Genomic DNA, 17,391 nt, shown 5'->3' on the forward strand with positions numbered 1-17,391 from the left:
TCAGTGCTTGCGCGGCACGGCCTTGAGCAGCTCGGCCGGCGGCATTTCGCAGGTGATCTTGCGGCCCAGCAGCTCTTCGATCGGCGGCAGGGCGAAGGCGTCGTCTTCGCCGGCAAAGCTGATCGAGGTGCCACTGGTACCTGCCCGGCCGGTACGACCAATGCGGTGCACGTAGTCGTCCGGAGTTTCCGGCAGGGTGAAGTTGATCACGTGGCTGATGCCGTCGACGTGAATGCCGCGGCCGGCCACGTCGGTGGCGACCAGTACGCGGATCTTGCCCTCACGGAAGCCTTCCAGCACCTTGATGCGCTTGTGCTGCGGCACATCGCCGGACATCTGTGCCGCGCTGATGCCGTCACGGGTCAGGCGCTCTTCGATGCGACGGACTTCGTCCTTGCGGTTGGCAAACACCATCACCCGGGTCCAGTCGTTTTGGGCAATCAGGTTGTACAGCAGTTTGTACTTGTCGCTGCTGGCGACCGCGTAAACGTGCTGTTCGACCGTGTCGCTGGCGACGTTTTCCGGTTCGATCTCGACGATCGAGGGATTGACCGTCCACTGCTTGGCCAGGTTCATCACGTCGTCGGTGAAGGTGGCAGAGAACAGCAGGGTCTGGCGCTCGCCCTTCATCGGGGTCTGGCGGATGATCTGGCGAACCTGCGGAATGAAGCCCATGTCGAGCATGCGGTCGGCTTCGTCGAGCACCATGACCTCGACCATGTCCAGGTGCACTTCGCCGCGCTGGTTGAAGTCCAGCAGGCGCCCGGGGGTGGCAACCAGAATGTCGCAGTAGCGCGATTCCAGCTGCTTGAGCTGTTTGTCGAAGTCCATGCCGCCGACAAAGCTCATGACGTTGAGCTTGGTGTATTTGGTCAGTGCCAGCGCGTCGTTGGCGATCTGCACCACCAGCTCGCGGGTGGGGGCGATGATCAGGGCACGGGGTTCACCCATGTAGCGCTCTTTGGGCGGTGGCGTGGTGAGCAGCTGGGTGATGGTGGAAATCAGGAAGGCCGCCGTTTTGCCGGTTCCGGTCTGGGCGCGGCCGATGGCGTCCTTGCCGCGCAGGGTATGACCGAGCACCTGGGCCTGGATCGGCGTGCAGTAGGGAAAGCCCAAGTCGTGGATGGCGTGCATCAGCTCGGGCGCCAGATCGAAGTCGTGGAAGCGGGTTTTGCCCTCTGCCGGCTCGACCGTAAAGTCCTCGAGTTTCCAGGTGTCGACGGGCTTGGCCGGACGCTCGCGTCGTGGCTTGTCGCTCTTGGTCCGGGGGCTGCGTGGTTTCTCGCTGGCCGCTGGCTGTTTGGTGGCTGGCTCGCTGCTGCGGGCTGCAGGCGCGGGGGAGTTGGACTGGCCGGCAGTGCTGTCGACTGTGGCGGGCGCCTGTGGCGCGCTGGCTTGGCTGGAGTCGCCCTTGCCGAACATGGTCTTGAGTGCCTTGAGCACGGTGATCTCGATAATTGGCTAAGGAATATACGGCTGGCAGTGTAAAGCAAACGGCCGGTCTGGCGAAGTGCCAGGCGGCCGCCGGGTTGTCGGGGTTACGGCAGGTACTGCAGGAGCAGGCGCTGTACGTTGCCGCCCATGATCGCGGTGATCTGTTCGGCGCTGAAGCCTGCCTTGAGAAGGCCATCGGTCAGCAGAACCAGGCCGCTGGTGTCGAAGGGGGCATGGATGGTGCCGTCGAAATCCGAGCCGAGGGCCACATGCTCGACGCCGATCAGATCAACGCTGTAACGGATTGCCTTGACGATGGCGTCGACCGAGGTGGCACATACCGCACCGTCCCAGTAGCCAATGCCAATCAGTCCGCCACCTGCCGCGATGCGGCGCAGGTGCTCGTCGCTGAGGTTGCGCGGTCCCGGGCAGGTGCCGGCGACGCCGGTATGGGAAACCAGTAGCGGGCGAGTGGCCATGGCCAGTACATCGTCGATCATCGGCTTTGAGGCATGCGCCAGATCGATGAGCATGTGGCGTTGCTCCAGGCGTTTGACCACCTCGCGGCCGAACGGCGTCAGCCCACCTTTGACCAGCCCATGCGCTGAGCCGCCCAGCTCGTTGTCGAAGAAGTGCGTCAGCCCGGCAATGCGGTAGCCGGCGTCAAACAGCGTGTCGACGTTCTCCAGCTTGCCCTCCAGCGGGTGTAGACCTTCTGTGGCGAGAATTGCAGCCAGGGTTGGCTGCTCGGGGTTGCGTCTTGCCAGTGTCTGGCGGAGCTCCTCGCGGCTGCGGACGATGTGCAGCAGGCCCTGGCTGTCACGCTCGGCCTGATGCAGGCGTTCGCTCTGGTACAGCGCCCGTTGCAGCAGGCTGTTCCAGGTGGCCCGCGGCCAGCGTTGGGCGATGACCAGCGGCGTGATGTTGTCGCTGTCAGCAGCATTGCTGGTGTAGTTGAGGCCACGCGGGGTCTTGGTTACGGCAGCAAACACCTGCAGGCCAACATTGCCGCCCAGCAGGCGTGGCAGGTCGGCGTGGCCATAGCTGTGGCGTTGCAGCGGATCACGCTGCCAGAGCAGGGCGTCGTCATGCAGATCGGCAATCCACAGCTGCCGGTGCAGGGCCTGAGCCGCTGCGCTGGCCTGATAGGGGCCGCGATCTGCGGTGCTGTTCATGCGGTAGTCGAGAAAGCTGGGCAGTGCGAAGAAACCGAGAGCCAGTAGTAGGCTGGAGCCAGTAATCAGCAGGCGTTTACGCATGGACGGCGTCCTGAGTTGAGGAGCCCGTACTCTAACAGTCAGCTCGCATTAGCCGCAGAGGCAGTTGCGCCCCAGTTGTTTGGCGCGGTAAAGCGCGCTGTCTGCGCGGGCCAGCAGGCTGTTCAGACTGTCACGTGTGCTGTACGAGGACAGGCCGATGGAGATGGTCACGCCGGGCAGTACACCCAGGGGTGAATAGAAGGAGGGGATCTTTTCCAGGCTCTGGCGCAGGCGTTCGCCGATGGTCAGGGCTTCGTCGTGATCCAGTTCAGGCAGGAGAATCACGAACTCTTCTCCGCCGTAACGGGTCATGCTGTCTTTGGGGCGCAGCTGACTGCGCAGGGTATGTGCAACCAGACACAGCGCATAGTCGCCAGCCAGGTGGCCATGCTCATCGTTGTAGGCCTTGAAGTGATCGACGTCGATCATCAGCAGGCTCAGCGGCATCTCATTGAATGCGCAACGCGTACTTTCCCGGGTGAAGGTATGCTCCAGCCAGCGGCGGTTGTGCAGGCCGGTGAGCGTATCGATGTTGGCATTCTGCTCGGTATCGAGAATGATCTGGTTGCCCTGGCGAACCCGTTCGCACAGCATGTTGAGCAGGTTCTGCATCAATTGCGGTGAGTGCTGGAACAGGCTGGTCAGTGCCCGGCGGTGCAGTCGCAGTACACGGCTGGGGCCGTTGGCGATGGCGTAAGCGGATGGTGGTGCGTTGTCGATGAAGCTGATCTCGCCCACGCATTCGCCGGGGCCGATGCTCGAAAGTGGTTGGTTTTCGAGCGAGCCTAAGAAAATGCGCAGTTCACCTTCCAGCACCACAAAGAGATGATGGTTACGACTGAAAGGTGAAAGCAGTATCTCCCCATCGTTCAAAGCGTAGGCGCGCACGTCACTGAGCAACAGCTTGAGGTTGCTGGCAGTCACGTTGCGGAACAGGCGCATTTGCCTGAGCCGGGTCAGGTCGGCTTGCCAGTCGACATGCTTCATGGGCACGTTCGCTCGGCGGAGCTGAAACTGGGCACGATCAACACTCCGTGTGTTGGTTATTTGCACGCCAAGCTACGATTATTGTTCAGCACCATGACTTGGCAATTTCATCGTCCTGTTCTCCGACCAACGGCTTAATCCCAGGCCGGGCGGCCTCAGACCAGCATCAGACGCTGTTGCAGCCACTGGGCGATATCGCCAATTTCCCCCTCGATCACTTCGTGGCCCATCGGGTAGTCGCGCCACTGGACTGGGACGCCGGCCTCCTTGAGGGTGTCGTGGGCCGTACGGCCCAGCGCCGGCAGCACGACTTCATCCTGACTCCCGTGCAGGCACAGCGTGGCCAGCTGTTGCTGCTGAGCGCTCAGTTGCAATGAACTGGTGAAGGTCGGCGCATAGGTCGACAGAGCCAGCACGCCACCCAGCGGTCCGGGCCAGCGCAGGAAGGCAGTGTGCAGCACCACCGCACCGCCCTGGGAAAAACCGGCGAGGATGATGCGGCGCGGGTCGATGCCCGCATCGCGCTGCTGCTCGATCAGCTGCATCAGCTGTTCGCTGGACTCCTCCAGCTGGGCATGGTCGATCGCACGGGCCGGGCTCATGGCCAGAATGTCGTACCAGCTGGGCATGCTCCAGCCACCGTTGATGGTGACCGGCCGGGTCGGCGCCTGCGGCAGGATGAAGCGTGTGCTCGGCAGAACCTGCTGCAGGATCTCGGCGACCGGCTGGAAGTCATAGCGGTCGGCGCCCAGGCCATGCAGCCAGATCACACAGGCATCGGCGGGGGCTTGAGGTTCGAGAAGCAAGGGACTGTGCATATGGGCTCCAGTTTGGGGCGTTTGCCAGTTGCCTGCAGATGCAGGGTTAACTGGTGAAGGCGTGGGTTGACCAATTGGCGCAACAATCGGTCGCATTGGCGGAAGTTTATCGAGTTGTCGGGCTGGTGCACGCCCATTTGCCGGCTCTGGTACGTGCCTTGCTTTGTGAGGGTGCCAGATGATTGCGCGAGTGCCGGCAATGTCTGGCATACCGCGGCGAATGTCGCCTGGTCGATCGTCCAAGGCGGTCTAGACTTGCCACGTTGCCTCATCCCGCCAGTGTCGCCACAAGCGCCTGGCGGCTCAGTTGCTCCATAGAACACAACAACGGCTGGAGACTCTTGATGAAACAGGTGAAATTTCCATTGGCCTTGCTGGCTGCTGCACTGACGCTGGGTAGCGCCACTCAGGTGCAGGCAGGTGCCACGTTGGATGCGGTGAAGAAGAAAGGCTTCGTACAGTGCGGTATCAGTGATGGCTTGCCCGGTTTCTCCTATGCGGACGCCAAGGGCAAATACGTGGGGCTGGATGTGGACGTGTGCCGGGCGGTAGCGGCTGCAGTGTTCGGCGATGCAGAAAAGGTCAAGTACAGCCCGCTGACCGCCAAGGAGCGCTTCACCGCGCTGCAGTCTGGAGAGGTGGATATCCTCTCGCGCAATACCACATGGACCAGCTCCCGTGATGCCGCCATGGGCCTGAACTTCACAGGTGTCACTTACTACGATGGCCAGGGTTTTCTGGTGAACAAGAAGCTCGGCGTGGCCAGTGCCCGCGAACTGGATGGCGCCACCGTATGCATTCAGGCCGGCACGACCACCGAGCTGAACCTGGCGGACTACTTCCGCGCCCACAACCTCAAGTTCACGCCCATTACCTATGACACGTCCGATGAGAGCGCCAAGTCGCTGGAGTCGGGGCGTTGCGATGTGCTGACGTCCGACCAGTCACAGCTCTACGCCCAGCGTATCAAGCTGGCGGCGCCGGATGATTACGTGGTGCTGCCGGAGGTGATTTCCAAGGAACCGCTGGGCCCGGCGGTGCGCCAGGGCGATGAGGAGTGGTTCGACGTGGTGCGCTGGACCCTGTATGCCCAGCTCAATGCCGAGGAACTTGGGGTGTCTTCGGCCAATGTCGGGGAACTGGCCAAGTCGACCAAGAACCCGGATATCGCGCGCCTGCTAGGTGTCGAGGGTGAGTACGGCAAGGACTTGAAGTTGAACAAGGACTGGGTGGTGCAGATCGTCAAACAGGTCGGCAACTATGGCGAGATCTTCGACCGCAATGTCGGCGCCAGCAGTGAGCTGAAGATCGAACGCGGGCTCAATGCGTTGTGGAACAAGGGCGGTTTGCAGTACGCCCCACCGGTGCGTTGATCCTCGGGCCGGAGCTTGACTCCGGTATTGGCGACCCCAGTGGGCCATCGTCCTGTGCACGGCACGGGGCGATGGCCTGAGTCGAGGTGTGCATGCGTCGTTCCGTTCCCGTGCCACAACCCCAACCGTCCTGGCTGACCGATCCGCAGGTGCGCGCCTGGCTTTTCCAGGTGCTGGCGGTGATCCTGGTCGTCGCCTGTGGCTGGTTTCTGTTTCACAACACTCAGACCAACCTGGCCCACCGCGGCATCCTCTCCGGTTTTGGTTTTCTCGATAACAGTGCCGGGTTCGGCATTTCCCAGCATCTGATCGACTATAGCGAAAGCGACAGTTACGCCCGGGTCTTTGTCATCGGTGTGCTCAATACCCTGCTGGTGTCGCTGATCGGCATCGTCCTTGCTACCGTGCTGGGCTTCGTGATTGGTGTGGCGCGCCTGTCGCCGAACTGGCTGCTGCGGCAGATCGCGACGGTGTATATCGAGGTGTTCCGCAATATCCCGCCGTTGCTGCAGATATTCTTCTGGTACTTCGCCATTCTCCAGCCGCTGCCCGGCCCGAAGCAGAGCCTGGCGCTGGGCGAGCTGTTCTTCGTCAACAACCGCGGTCTGTATATGCCGGCACCCTCACTGAGCGAGGGTTTCATGCCCGTGCTGGTAGCTTTCCTGCTGGCACTGGTGGCGTGCATCCTTTGCTGGCGCAAGGCCAGGGCGCAGCAGGAGTTGAGCGGCGACAGCGGTTGGTGGCGCCTGCTCGGCGTGGGCCTGATGCTGGGCGTGCCGCTGCTCACGGCATTGGTGCTGGGCAGCCCCTTTACCTGGAGCGTGCCGGCACTCAGCGGCTTCAATTTTCGTGGCGGCTGGGTGGTGATTCCCGAGCTGGTGGCACTGACCCTGGCGCTGACCATCTACACGGCAGCGTTTATCGCTGAAACGGTGCGCTCTGGTATCCAGTCCGTCAGTCACGGGCAGACCGAGGCCGCGCGTTCGCTGGGCCTGCGCCCGCAACAGACCCTGCGGCTGGTGATCATTCCGCAGGCACTGCGGGTGATCATTCCGCCACTGACCAGCCAGTACCTCAACCTGACCAAGAACTCCTCGCTGGCCGCCGGCATCGGCTATCCGGACATGGTTTCGCTGTTTGCCGGCACGGTACTTAACCAGACCGGGCAGGCTATCGAAACCATGGCCATCACCATGAGCGTTTACCTGGCCATCAGCATCAGCATTTCCCTGCTGATGAACCTCTACAACAAGCGCATCGCGCTGGTGGAGCGTTAAGTATGGACAAGCATGTGTTTCGCCCCAGTCTGCCGCCTCCTCCTCTGGAGGTCGGTGTGCTGGGCTGGCTGCGCGGCAATCTGTTTTCCAGTGTCGGCAATACGCTGCTGACGCTGCTGGCCTGCTACCTGCTGTGGCTGATCGTGCCGCCGCTGCTCGACTGGACTCTGCTGCAGGCTGACTTCCGCGGCAGCCAGCGCAGCGATTGCAGCGGGGAGGGTGCCTGCTGGGTGTTCGTGCGTGAGCGATTTGCCCAGTTCATGTATGGCTTCTATCCGGCCGAGTTGCGCTGGCGGGTCAACCTGACGGTATGGTTAGCGGTGATTGGTGCGGCGCCACTGTTCATGCCGATCATGCCGCGCAAGGCACTCTATGGCTTGGGCTTCCTGCTGGCGTATCCATTGCTGGCCTTCTGGCTGCTGCACGGAGGTTTTTTCGGCCTGGTGACTGTGGAGACCAGTCAGTGGGGCGGCCTGATGCTGACGGTGGTGATTGCTGCAGTCGGCATTGCCGGAGCATTGCCGCTGGGCATCCTGCTGGCGCTGGGGCGGCGCTCCGATCTGCCGGCGATCCGGGTGTTGTGCGTCACCTTTATCGAGTTCTGGCGCGGCGTACCGCTGATTACCGTGCTGTTCATGTCCTCGGTGATGCTGCCGCTGTTCCTGCCCGAGGGGATGAACCTCGACAAGCTGCTGCGGGCTCTGGTCATGGTGATCTTCTTCGAGGCGGCCTACGTCGCCGAGGTGGTCCGTGGCGGCCTACAGGCCATACCCAAAGGACAGTATGAGGCCGCCGCCGCGATGGGCCTCGGTTACTGGCGCAGCATGGGGTTGGTGATATTGCCGCAGGCACTGAAGCTGGTGATCCCGGGCATCGTCAACACCTTCATCGCCCTGTTCAAGGACACCAGCCTGGTGATCATCATCGGCTTGTTCGACTTTCTCAACAGCATCAAGCGCGCGACCAATGACCCGGCCTGGCTTGGCATGTCCACCGAAGGCTATGTGTTTGCCGCGCTGGTGTACTGGCTGTTCTGTTTCGCCATGTCGCGTTATTCGCTGCGCCTGGAGCGTCAGCTCGATACCGGTCACAAGCATTAGGAGTTGATGGCATGAAGGCACACGAGCAGAGCGCCAGCGAAGGTTCGGCGATCATCCAGTTGCAGGGCGTGAACAAGTGGTACGGGCAGTTCCACGTGCTCAAGGACATCAACCTGAGCGTGCAGACCGGTGAGCGCATCGTCCTCTGCGGGCCTTCCGGTTCGGGCAAGTCCACCACCATCCGCTGCATCAACCGGCTGGAAGAGCATCAGCAGGGAAGGATCGTCGTCGATGGCATCGAGTTGACTCGTGATCTCAAGCAGATCGAGACGGTCCGTCGCGAGGTTGGCATGGTGTTCCAGCACTTCAACCTGTTCCCGCACCTCACCGTGTTGCAGAACTGCACTCTGGCGCCCATGTGGGTACGCAAGATGCCCAGACGCGAGGCCGAGGAGATTGCCATGCTCTATCTGGAGCGGGTGCGCATCCCCGAGCAGGCAAACAAGTACCCGGGGCAACTCTCCGGCGGTCAGCAACAGCGGGTCGCCATCGCCCGGGCGTTGTGCATGAAGCCGAAGATCATGCTGTTCGACGAGCCTACCTCGGCACTCGACCCGGAAATGGTCAAGGAGGTGCTGGATACCATGATTCAGCTCGCCGAAAGCGGCATGACCATGCTTTGTGTGACCCATGAGATGGGCTTTGCCCGCACCGTCGCGGACCGGGTGATCTTCATGGACCGCGGTGAGATCGTCGAGCAGGCGCCGCCCCAGACGTTTTTCGATAACCCGCAGAACGAGCGGACCAAGCTGTTTCTCGGCCAGATTCTGCACTGAGGGACAAAGGCGACAGTGTTTGTAAGCTTAGGCTTACATTGCTGTCGGAGATAGGCGGAAAACACTGCCGGAAAAGGGTTTTTCCTTCTTTATTCTATTTATATCTATTTGTTTTTAAAGGATTTAACTGTTTGTTGTGGGTTTTGTTGGCAGGCTTTGATGTGGTTTTCATGGGCTTGCCGGCGCCGCTGGTGGCGCTAGTATTCAAACCGTGTTCAGGACGAACACAGTCTGCCAGGACGGCAGACAAGGGATCTGGCGCATGAAGCGCTGCATCAGGATGATGAGTGGGATACAAAGGGACTAGGGACAAAAAGTGGGCGGGCAATCCCCGCCCCTTTTTTTGCCTGGCGAAAAGTACCCGCACAGCAAAAGGCCCGCATCTGCGGGCCTTTTTGTTTGGGCACTTGGGGCTTAGCGCTCCAGATGCTGCAGCTTGTCCTTCACGCCATCCCACTCTTCTGCGTCCGGCAGCGGGTCTTTCTTCTCGGTGATGTTCGGCCAGACTTCAGCCAGATCACGGTTCAGCTCGATGTATTCCTGCTGATCTTCCGGTACCTCGTCCTCGGAGAAGATCGCCTGGGCCGGGCACTCCGGCTCACAGAGGGCGCAGTCGATGCACTCGTCCGGGTGGATGACCAGGAAGTTCGGGCCTTCGTAGAAGCAGTCTACCGGGCAGACTTCAACGCAGTCGGTGTATTTGCACTTAACGCAGTTGTCGGTAACGACGAAGGTCATTGGGTATCTCCTCGGGCGGCGGCCTGGCGGCTTCTGCGAGCAACGCTCAGGCGCAAAGTTATGGCCGCGGCTCAGGCTGTAAACCGGGCAGTCGTAAAAATGCGCGCGATTCTAACAGCTTGCGCGCGCGGGCGTTAGATTCGCGTCTTCCATGCATATAACAGTTCCAGCGCCTGACGGGGAGTCAGATCATCCGGGCTGATGCGCTGCAATTCCTCGATCACCGGGTGTGGCAGGCTGGCAAACAGATCGTTCTGCAGTGGTGCGGCAGCCTGGCCGGCAGCGCTGCGCGGTGCTTCGTGTGGCAGGCTGGTGGTTTCCAGCCGCGCCAGATGCTCACGGGCGCGGGCAATGACCGGGGCCGGTACGCCGGCCAGTTGCGCCACCGCCAGGCCGTAGCTCTGGCTGGCAGGGCCGGGCAGCACGTGGTGCAGGAAGACGATGCGCTCATTGTGCTCGGTGGCGTTGAGGTGCACGTTGGCTACGACCGGCTGGCTTTCCGGCAGCACGGTCAGCTCGAAGTAGTGGGTGGCGAACAGGGTCCAGGCGCGCAGACTGGCCAACTGCTCGGCGGCCGACCAGGCCAGCGACAGGCCGTCGAAGGTGCTGGTGCCGCGGCCCACTTCGTCCATCAGTACCAGGCTGCGGTCTGTGGCGTTGTGCAGGATGTTGGCGGTTTCGCTCATCTCGACCATGAAGGTCGAGCGGCCGCCTGCCAGGTCGTCGCTGGAACCGATGCGGGTGAAGATGCGGTCGACCAGCGACAGCTCGCAGCTGGCGGCCGGGACGAAGCTGCCAATATGGGCAAGCAGCACGATCAGCGCGGTCTGACGCATGTAGGTCGACTTACCGCCCATGTTCGGGCCGGTGATGATCAGCATGCGGGTGTTGTCATCCAGCCCCAGATCGTTAGCCACGAAGGGTGTGTCCAGCACCTGCTCGACCACCGGATGGCGACCCTGAGTGATGCGCATGCACGGTTCTTCGACAAAGCGCGGGCGGTTGAGGTCGAGGTTCAGGGCGCGTTCGGCCAGATTGCTCAGCACGTCCAGCTCGGCCAGGGCGGCGGCGGTGTCCTGCAGCGGGGCCAGATGGCCGATCAGGTGTTCCAGCAGTTCGTCGTACAGCTGCTTCTCGCGGGCCAGGGCGCGGCTCTTGGCCGACAGTGCCTTGTCCTCGAACTCCTTGAGTTCCGGCGTGATAAAACGCTCGGCGCCTTTCAGGGTCTGCCGGCGAATGTAGTCGGCGGGTGCCGATTCGGCCTGTTTGCTCGGTAGTTCGATGAAGTAGCCGTGCACGCGGTTGTAGCCGACCTTGAGGTTGGCCAGGCCGGTACGGGCTTTTTCACGCGCTTCCAGATCCATCAGGTACTGACCGGCGTTTTCGCTAAGCGACTGCAGCTCGTCCAGTTCGCTGTCATAGCCGGTTTTGAGCACGCCGCCGTCACGGATCACCGCCGGTGGGTTATCGATGATGGCGCGGGCCAGCAGGTCGGCCAGCTCCGGGTAGGTGCGGATGTTCACCGCCAGTTCGGCCAGATGCGGCACCTCCAGTCTGGCCATGCCTGCCTGCAACTGCGGCAGGGCGGCCAGGGCATCACGCAGGCGTGCCAGGTCGCGCGGGCGGGCGTTGCGCAGACCTATGCGGGCAAGGATGCGCTCGATGTCGCCAATGTCCTTCAGCTGTGGCTGGATCAGTTCGAACTGGTAACGGTCGAGCAGGCAGGCGATGGAGTCCTGACGGCCCTCCAGCACACTGCGGTCGCGCAGGGGGCGGTTCAGCCAGCGAGTCAGCAGGCGCGAGCCCATGGCGGTCTGGCAGCGGTCGACTACCGATTGGAGGGTGTTGTCACGCCCGCCCGACAGGTTGGTGTCCAGCTCCAGGTTGCGCCGGCTGGCGCCATCGAGGATCACCGTATCGTCGAGTCGCTCATGGCGCAGGCTGCGCAGGTGCGGCAGGGCAGTACGCTGGGTTTCCTTGGCGTAGCCGAGCAGGCAGCCGGCGGCGCCGATGGCCAGGGTCAGGTTCTCGCAGCCGAAGCCTTTCAGGTCCTGGGTGGCAAACTGCTGACACAGACTCTTGCGCGCGCTGTCGCGGTCGAAGTCCCAGGGCGCGCGCCGGCGGGTGCCACGACGCTTCTCTACCTGCAGGCCTTGCGGCCAGTCATCGGGGATCAGCAGTTCGGCCGGACTCAGACGCTCCAGTTCAGCGAGCAGGTTTTCCCAGCCCTTGAGTTCCTGCACGGTGAAGCGACCGCTGGTGATGTCCAGCGTGGCCAGACCGAACAGACGCTCGTCACCGAGCACCGCGGCCAGCAGGTTGTCGCGGCGCTCGTCGAGCAGCGCCTCGTCGCTGATGGTGCCGGGGGTGATGATGCGCACCACCTGGCGTTCCACCGGGCCCTTGCTCGTCGCCGGATCGCCGATCTGCTCGCAGATCACCACTGACTCGCCCAGTTTGACCAGTCTGGCCAGATAGCCCTCGGCCGAGTGGTGCGGAATGCCACACATCGGAATCGGCTGGCCAGCCGAGGAGCCCCGCGCGGTCAGAGTGATGTCGAGCAGCGCTGCGGCCTTCTTCGCGTCTTCGTAGAAAATCTCGTAGAAGTCGCCCATGCGGTAGAACATCAGCTGGTCCGGGTGCTGATTCTTCAGCTTCCAGTACTGCTGCATCATCGGCGTGTGGGCGGAGAGGTCACTCATGGTTCTGGCTGTCCGGCTTAAATCAAAAAGGCGCCTAGTGTACGGTATCGACCACGCCGCCTTAACCCCGGAGAGCATATGGATCAGATCAGCCATCTGGCCGCCCAGTTGGGCGCGCAATTGCAGGCCTGTTCGGCTCAGGTCAGCACCGCCGAGTCCTGTACCGGGGGCGGTATCGCCGAGGCCATTACCAGGGTTGCCGGTAGTTCGGCCTGGTTCGAGGCGGGCTATGTCACCTATTCCAATCGGCAGAAAACCGCCCAGCTGGGTGTGCCGGCTGAATTGTTCGAACGTGTCGGTGCGGTCAGTCAGGAGGTGGTTGAGGCCATGGTGCGCGGTGCCCGGCAACACAGCGGCGCGCGCTTTGCCGTGGCGGTCAGCGGAGTGGCGGGGCCTTCTGGCGGCTCTGCGGAGAAGCCGGTGGGCACCGTCTGGCTGGCCTGGGGCGATGGTGTGCAGTGCTACAGCAAGCGTTTTCAGTTCGGCGGGGATCGCCTGTCGGTACGCAAGCAGAGCGTGATCATGGCCCTGGGAGGGCTGCTCCGACTGGTGGCAGGAGAAAATCCACTGCAGGGGTAGGCGATCGACTTGCCATATGGAATACTACTGTCTACATATACAGGTATTGGCGGCCGTGAACGCCGAATTGAACACGAGAGGATGCAATGGACGACAACAAGAAGCGCGCACTGGCGGCAGCCCTGGGCCAGATCGAGAAGCAATTCGGCAAAGGCGCGGTCATGCGCATGGGCGACCACGAGCGCCAGGCCATTCCGTCGATCTCCACCGGCTCCCTCGGACTGGACATTGCCTTGGGCATCGGCGGCCTGCCCAAGGGCCGTATTGTCGAAATCTACGGTCCGGAATCCTCGGGTAAGACCACGCTGACCCTGTCGGTGATTGCCGAAGCGCAGAAAATGGGCGCCACCTGTGCCTTCGTCGATGCCGAGCACGCGCTTGATCCGGACTATGCCGGCAAGCTCGGCGTCAATGTCGATGATCTGCTGGTCTCGCAGCCGGATACCGGCGAACAGGCCCTGGAAATCACCGACATGCTGGTGCGTTCCAACGCGGTCGACGTGATCATCGTCGACTCCGTGGCGGCACTGGTGCCCAAGGCGGAAATCGAAGGCGAGATGGGCGATGCCCACGTCGGCCTCCAGGCCCGCCTGATGAGCCAGGCGCTGCGCAAGATCACCGGCAACATCAAGAATGCCAACTGCCTGGTGATCTTCATCAACCAGATCCGCATGAAGATCGGCGTGATGTTCGGCAACCCGGAGACCACCACCGGCGGTAACGCCCTCAAGTTCTACGCCTCGGTACGTCTGGATATCCGCCGCACCGGCGCGGTGAAGGACGGCGAGGAAGTGGTGGGCAGCGAGACTCGCGTCAAGGTAGTGAAGAACAAGGTAGCGCCGCCGTTCCGTCAGGCCGAGTTCCAGATCATGTATGGCAAGGGCATCTACCGTACCGGCGAGATCATCGATCTCGGCGTTCAGCTCGGTCTGGTGGAGAAGTCCGGTGCCTGGTACAGCTACCAGGGCAACAAGATCGGTCAGGGCAAGGCCAACGCGGCCAAGTATCTGGAAGACAATCCGGAAGTCGGCAGCGCCATCGAGAAGATCATCCGCGAGAAACTGCTGGTGCAGAGCGGACCGGTCAAGGCCGATGCCGAAGTGGCCGAGATCGACGCCGACTTCTGAGGCGCCGCTGATGCCCGCTTTGCTGGATAGCCCGGCGGCAGTACGCCGGGCCGCCATGGACCTGCTCGCGCGACGTGAGCATGGTCGGGTGGAACTGGAGCGCAAGCTGCGCCGCCAGGGTGCCAGCGACGAGCTGATCGGTCCTGCTCTGGACCGACTGGCCGAGCAGGGCCTGCTCAACGAATCCCGTTATCTGGACGCCTTTGTCGGTAGCCGTGCGCGAGCCGGCTACGGGCCCCAGCGCATCCGCGAGGAGCTGGCGCAGCGTGGGCTGCCCCGAGCCGATATTGCGCAAGCGCTGGATGCCGCTGAGGTGGACTGGATGGCCGTGCTGCGCAGTGTCTGGCAGCGCAAATTCGGCGTGCTGCCGGCCGATGCCAGGGCGCGCGCTCAGCAGGGGCGGTTTCTTGCCTACCGGGGCTTTTCCGGGGAGCAGATCAGTCGTCTGCTGCGCGGGCAGTCGACGACTGAGTTCTTGGCCAGAGCCGGCCTTCAGCTGTTCTGCGCCCAGTGTTGCGGTAGGTTGATGAAGTCGATCAGCTCACGCAGCCGTCCGTGATCGCGGCCGTTGAACTGGAAGGCCAGGCGGATCAGGTCGCAGAACTCCGGCTCATCGCTTTCCAGCTCGCAGTAGGGGCGCTGTTGGAAATCACCGGCGACACAGAGGTCGCGGAATTCCTTGTGCAGGGTCTTCAGCGCCGGCTCGGTGAGCGGATGATTCAGGCGCATGACGAATTGTTCCTTCAGCCAGCGACTGGAGTGGAAGTTGCGGTAGAAACGGGCGATTTCCTGTACGGCATCCTCGGCGGTATGCACCAGCCGCACCAGGCGCAGGTCACTGGGCAGGATGTAGTGATTGGCTTCCAGCTGCGCGCGCATGAACTCCAGCGCGCCGTGCCAGTAGCGGCCATCCGGCTGATCCAGCAGCACGATGGGCACCAGCGGGCTCTTCCCGGTCTGCACCAGCGTCAGTACTTCCAGTGCCTCATCAAGCGTGCCGAAACCACCGGGGCAGAGCACTAGTGCATCGGCTTCTTTGACGAAGAACAGCTTGCGCAGGAAGAAGAAGTGGAAGGACAGCAGGTTGCCGGTGCCTTCGACCACGGCATTGGCATGCTGCTCGAAGGGTAGGGTGATGTTGAAGCCCAGGCTGTTCTCAGGTCCCGCCCCTTCGTGAGCCGCGGCCATGATGCCCTCACCGGCACCGGTGATGACCATCAGGTTGTAACGCGCCAGTGCTTCACCCAACTGGCGGGCCAGGCCATATAAAGGATGGTCGGTGGGTGTTCGCGCCGAGCCGAAAACGGTGACCTTGCGCCGGCGCTTGAACTGTTCGAGCAGGCTGAAGGCCGTTTCCATTTCGCGCAGGGTCTGCAGCATGATCTTGGCGTCCCAGCGGTTGCGGTCGGCCTGGGCCATGCGTGCCACGCTCATGAACATTTCCTGATACAGCTTGGCATTGGGGCTGTTGGGCGGTGTCGCATTGCGGGCCAGTTCAGCTACCTGCTGAGCCAGGTCGATGCTGCCGGTCTGGAAGTGACGGGAGAGATAGTCATCCGGTTCGTAGGGCATACCAATACTCCTCAGGTATGTGTACGGCGCTGACCGTCAGGGCCAGTGTCGTGCGGTTCCTGTCAGTCAGTATGGCTGCTTGTGACCTGCGTGCCGGGCAAAAGTGCCGACCCGGCTGTAACCGGATGAATCAGCCCGTCAGATAGCGATCTGCTCGCCCGGCTCGGGGATGTTGGCGTCCCAGTTCAGCCTGCGTTTCAGTTCGCTCTGCAGCACTTTCATCTTTTCCAGTTCGCCGTGGACCAGATACAGCTCCGGGTGATGGTCGAAATGGCTGACCCAGTCGATCAACTGCGATTGCCCGGCGTGCGCGGAGAAACCACCCAGGGTGTGTACCTTGGCCTTGACCGCAATGCGCTGGTGCAGCACGCGTACCGTTGGCGCGCCGTCGACGATATTGCGGCCGAGGGTACCGGCTGCCTGGAAACCGGGGAACACCAGATGGCATTCGCTGCGCCACAGATTGTGCTTGAAGTGGTGGACGATGCGCCCGCCGGTGCACATGCCGCTGCCGGCAATGATGATGGCGCCGCTCTTGATCCGGTTGATGGCCATGGAGTCTTCCGGAGACGCCGTGATGCGCAGCGGTGGCAGCCATTTGCGCAGGTCGCCGTCACCGTGTTGCTGGATCAGGGCGCGGTCGTGCTCGTCGAACTGGTCGTGAAAGCGCGAGTAGATCTGGTTGGCGCGGATGGCCATGGGGCTGTCGAGGAATACCGCCTGCTGGGGTAGGCGCCCCTCGTGGTAGAAGCGGCCGAGGTAATAGAGCAGATCCTGGGTGCGGCCCACGGCGAAGGAAGGAATCAGCACATTGCCGCCATCGCGATGAGCCTGCTGGAGAATGTCGGCCAGTTCGTCGATGGTCTCCTCGCTGCAGCGGTGGTCGCGGTCACCGTAGGTCGACTCCATCAGCACCACGTCGGCACGGTCGAGGAAGGTCGGGTCCTCCATCAGCGGCGAACAGGTATTGCCCAGATCGCCGGAGAACACCAGACGCCGGGTCAGATGATGGTCGTGTATTTCCAGCTCGACGATGGCCGAGCCAAGAATGTGCCCGGCATTGTGGAAGGTGACGCTGATACCCGGCGCCACTTCATGGGCCTGGCCATAAGGCAGCGGCTGGCGACGCTTGAGGGCGCGCTCGGTGTCCACCGTGTTGTACAGCGGTTTGACTTCCGGCTTGCCCAGACGCACCCGCCACTTGTTCTCCCACTCGGCGTCGTGCTCCTGAATGTGAGCCGAGTCCAGCAGCATCAGCTCGATCAGCTCGCTGGTCGCATAAGTGGCAAAGATCGGCCCGCGAAAGCCTGATGCGACCAAACGTGGCAAGAGCCCGGAGTGGTCGAGGTGGGCGTGGGACAGAACCACCGCATTGATCGAGGCAGGATCGAACGGAAAGGGCTGTTCGTTGGCCTGTTCCTCTTCGCGGCGCCCCTGGCGCATGCCGCACTCAAGAAGAACACGACTGCCTTCGCGGGATTCGAGTAGGTAGCACGAACCGGTCACTTGCTGGATGGCGCCGAGAAACGTGAGCAGGGCCATGTTCGATCTCCGTTTACTGATGAAACAAGCTTGGCAGCAGAACGGCAGGTTCGCCTTGATACATGTCAGGATGAAAAGTCACCTGTCTGCCTAGACTGCACCCATAG

General features: G+C 62.2%; 14 protein-coding genes and 1 pseudogene. 7 read left to right on the forward strand and 8 right to left on the reverse strand.

Features of this window, described 5'->3' with window-relative positions:
* The 4 genes from rhlB to CK486_RS12300 all read right to left on the reverse strand — a co-directional run bounded on the left by rhlB (window position 1) and on the right by CK486_RS12300 (window position 4,498).
* Entirely contained in the window at window positions 1-1,443 is a 1,443-nt protein-coding gene (gene rhlB / locus CK486_RS12285) for an ATP-dependent RNA helicase RhlB (protein WP_095940588.1), read from the reverse strand.
* Between the two features lie 95 nt (window positions 1,444-1,538).
* Window positions 1,539-2,693, reverse strand: coding sequence for a dipeptidase (locus CK486_RS12290; RefSeq protein ID WP_095940589.1), 1,155 nt, complete (start codon window positions 2,691-2,693; stop codon window positions 1,539-1,541).
* 48 nt (window positions 2,694-2,741) lie between these two features.
* The gene (locus CK486_RS12295; protein WP_095940590.1) at window positions 2,742-3,680 is read right to left on the reverse strand and encodes a GGDEF domain-containing protein; all 939 of its coding nucleotides are present in this window, start codon (window positions 3,678-3,680) and stop codon (window positions 2,742-2,744) included.
* A 155-nt stretch (window positions 3,681-3,835) separates the two neighbouring features.
* Window positions 3,836-4,498 carry an alpha/beta hydrolase gene (locus CK486_RS12300; RefSeq protein ID WP_095940591.1) on the reverse strand — a complete coding sequence of 221 codons (663 nt, stop codon included), beginning with the start codon at window positions 4,496-4,498 and terminating at the stop codon, window positions 3,836-3,838.
* Window positions 4,499-4,842: 344 nt separating this feature from the next.
* On the opposite strand from CK486_RS12300, the gene CK486_RS12305 reads away from it, so the two are divergent.
* The 4 genes from CK486_RS12305 to CK486_RS12320 all read left to right on the forward strand — a co-directional run bounded on the left by CK486_RS12305 (window position 4,843) and on the right by CK486_RS12320 (window position 9,024).
* Complete coding sequence (locus CK486_RS12305; protein WP_095940592.1) at window positions 4,843-5,871, forward strand: amino acid ABC transporter substrate-binding protein; 1,029 nt, start codon at window positions 4,843-4,845, stop codon at window positions 5,869-5,871.
* A gap of 92 nt (window positions 5,872-5,963) precedes the next feature.
* A complete protein-coding gene (locus CK486_RS12310; RefSeq protein ID WP_095940593.1) occupies window positions 5,964-7,148 on the forward strand; it encodes an amino acid ABC transporter permease in 1,185 nt (394 codons plus the stop codon).
* 2 nt (window positions 7,149-7,150) lie between these two features.
* Window positions 7,151-8,248: an amino acid ABC transporter permease gene (locus CK486_RS12315; RefSeq protein ID WP_095940594.1), complete on the forward strand. Its 1,098-nt coding sequence runs from the start codon at window positions 7,151-7,153 to the stop codon at window positions 8,246-8,248.
* An 11-nt stretch (window positions 8,249-8,259) separates the two neighbouring features.
* Complete coding sequence (locus tag CK486_RS12320) at window positions 8,260-9,024, forward strand: amino acid ABC transporter ATP-binding protein (RefSeq protein WP_095940595.1); 765 nt, start codon at window positions 8,260-8,262, stop codon at window positions 9,022-9,024.
* 414 nt (window positions 9,025-9,438) lie between these two features.
* Here the strand turns inward: CK486_RS12320 and fdxA are convergent, their stop codons facing one another.
* Together fdxA and mutS are read right to left on the reverse strand one after the other, a co-directional pair.
* Window positions 9,439-9,762, reverse strand: a complete 324-nt coding sequence (gene fdxA / locus CK486_RS12325) for a ferredoxin FdxA (RefSeq protein ID WP_095940596.1) — start codon at window positions 9,760-9,762, stop codon at window positions 9,439-9,441.
* Window positions 9,763-9,896: 134 nt separating this feature from the next.
* Window positions 9,897-12,464, reverse strand: coding sequence for a DNA mismatch repair protein MutS (gene mutS / locus CK486_RS12330; protein ID WP_095940597.1), 2,568 nt, complete (start codon window positions 12,462-12,464; stop codon window positions 9,897-9,899).
* 78 nt (window positions 12,465-12,542) lie between these two features.
* Here mutS and CK486_RS12335 point away from each other — a divergent pair, with 78 nt between their 5' ends.
* The 3 genes and pseudogenes from CK486_RS12335 to recX all read left to right on the forward strand — a co-directional run.
* Entirely contained in the window at window positions 12,543-13,043 is a 501-nt protein-coding gene (locus tag CK486_RS12335) for a CinA family protein (protein WP_095940598.1), read from the forward strand.
* An 86-nt stretch (window positions 13,044-13,129) separates the two neighbouring features.
* Entirely contained in the window at window positions 13,130-14,170 is a 1,041-nt protein-coding gene (gene recA / locus CK486_RS12340) for a recombinase RecA (RefSeq protein ID WP_095940599.1), read from the forward strand.
* Between the two features lie 10 nt (window positions 14,171-14,180).
* Window positions 14,181-14,633: pseudogene (gene recX / locus CK486_RS12345) on the forward strand (recombination regulator RecX); the annotation flags it as partial.
* A 29-nt stretch (window positions 14,634-14,662) separates the two neighbouring features.
* Here the strand turns inward: recX and CK486_RS12350 are convergent.
* Both CK486_RS12350 and CK486_RS12355 read right to left on the reverse strand, forming a co-directional pair.
* On the reverse strand, window positions 14,663-15,742 hold the full coding sequence (locus CK486_RS12350; protein ID WP_095940601.1) for an LOG family protein: 1,080 nt from the start codon (window positions 15,740-15,742) through the stop codon (window positions 14,663-14,665).
* 138 nt (window positions 15,743-15,880) lie between these two features.
* On the reverse strand, window positions 15,881-17,284 hold the full coding sequence (locus tag CK486_RS12355; protein WP_095940602.1) for an MBL fold metallo-hydrolase RNA specificity domain-containing protein: 1,404 nt from the start codon (window positions 17,282-17,284) through the stop codon (window positions 15,881-15,883).
* Window positions 17,285-17,391: the final 107 nt, after the last annotated feature.

The organism is Pseudomonas sp. HAR-UPW-AIA-41 (genome assembly GCF_002304225.1).
Classification (GTDB): Bacteria; Pseudomonadota; Gammaproteobacteria; order Pseudomonadales; family Pseudomonadaceae; genus Aquipseudomonas.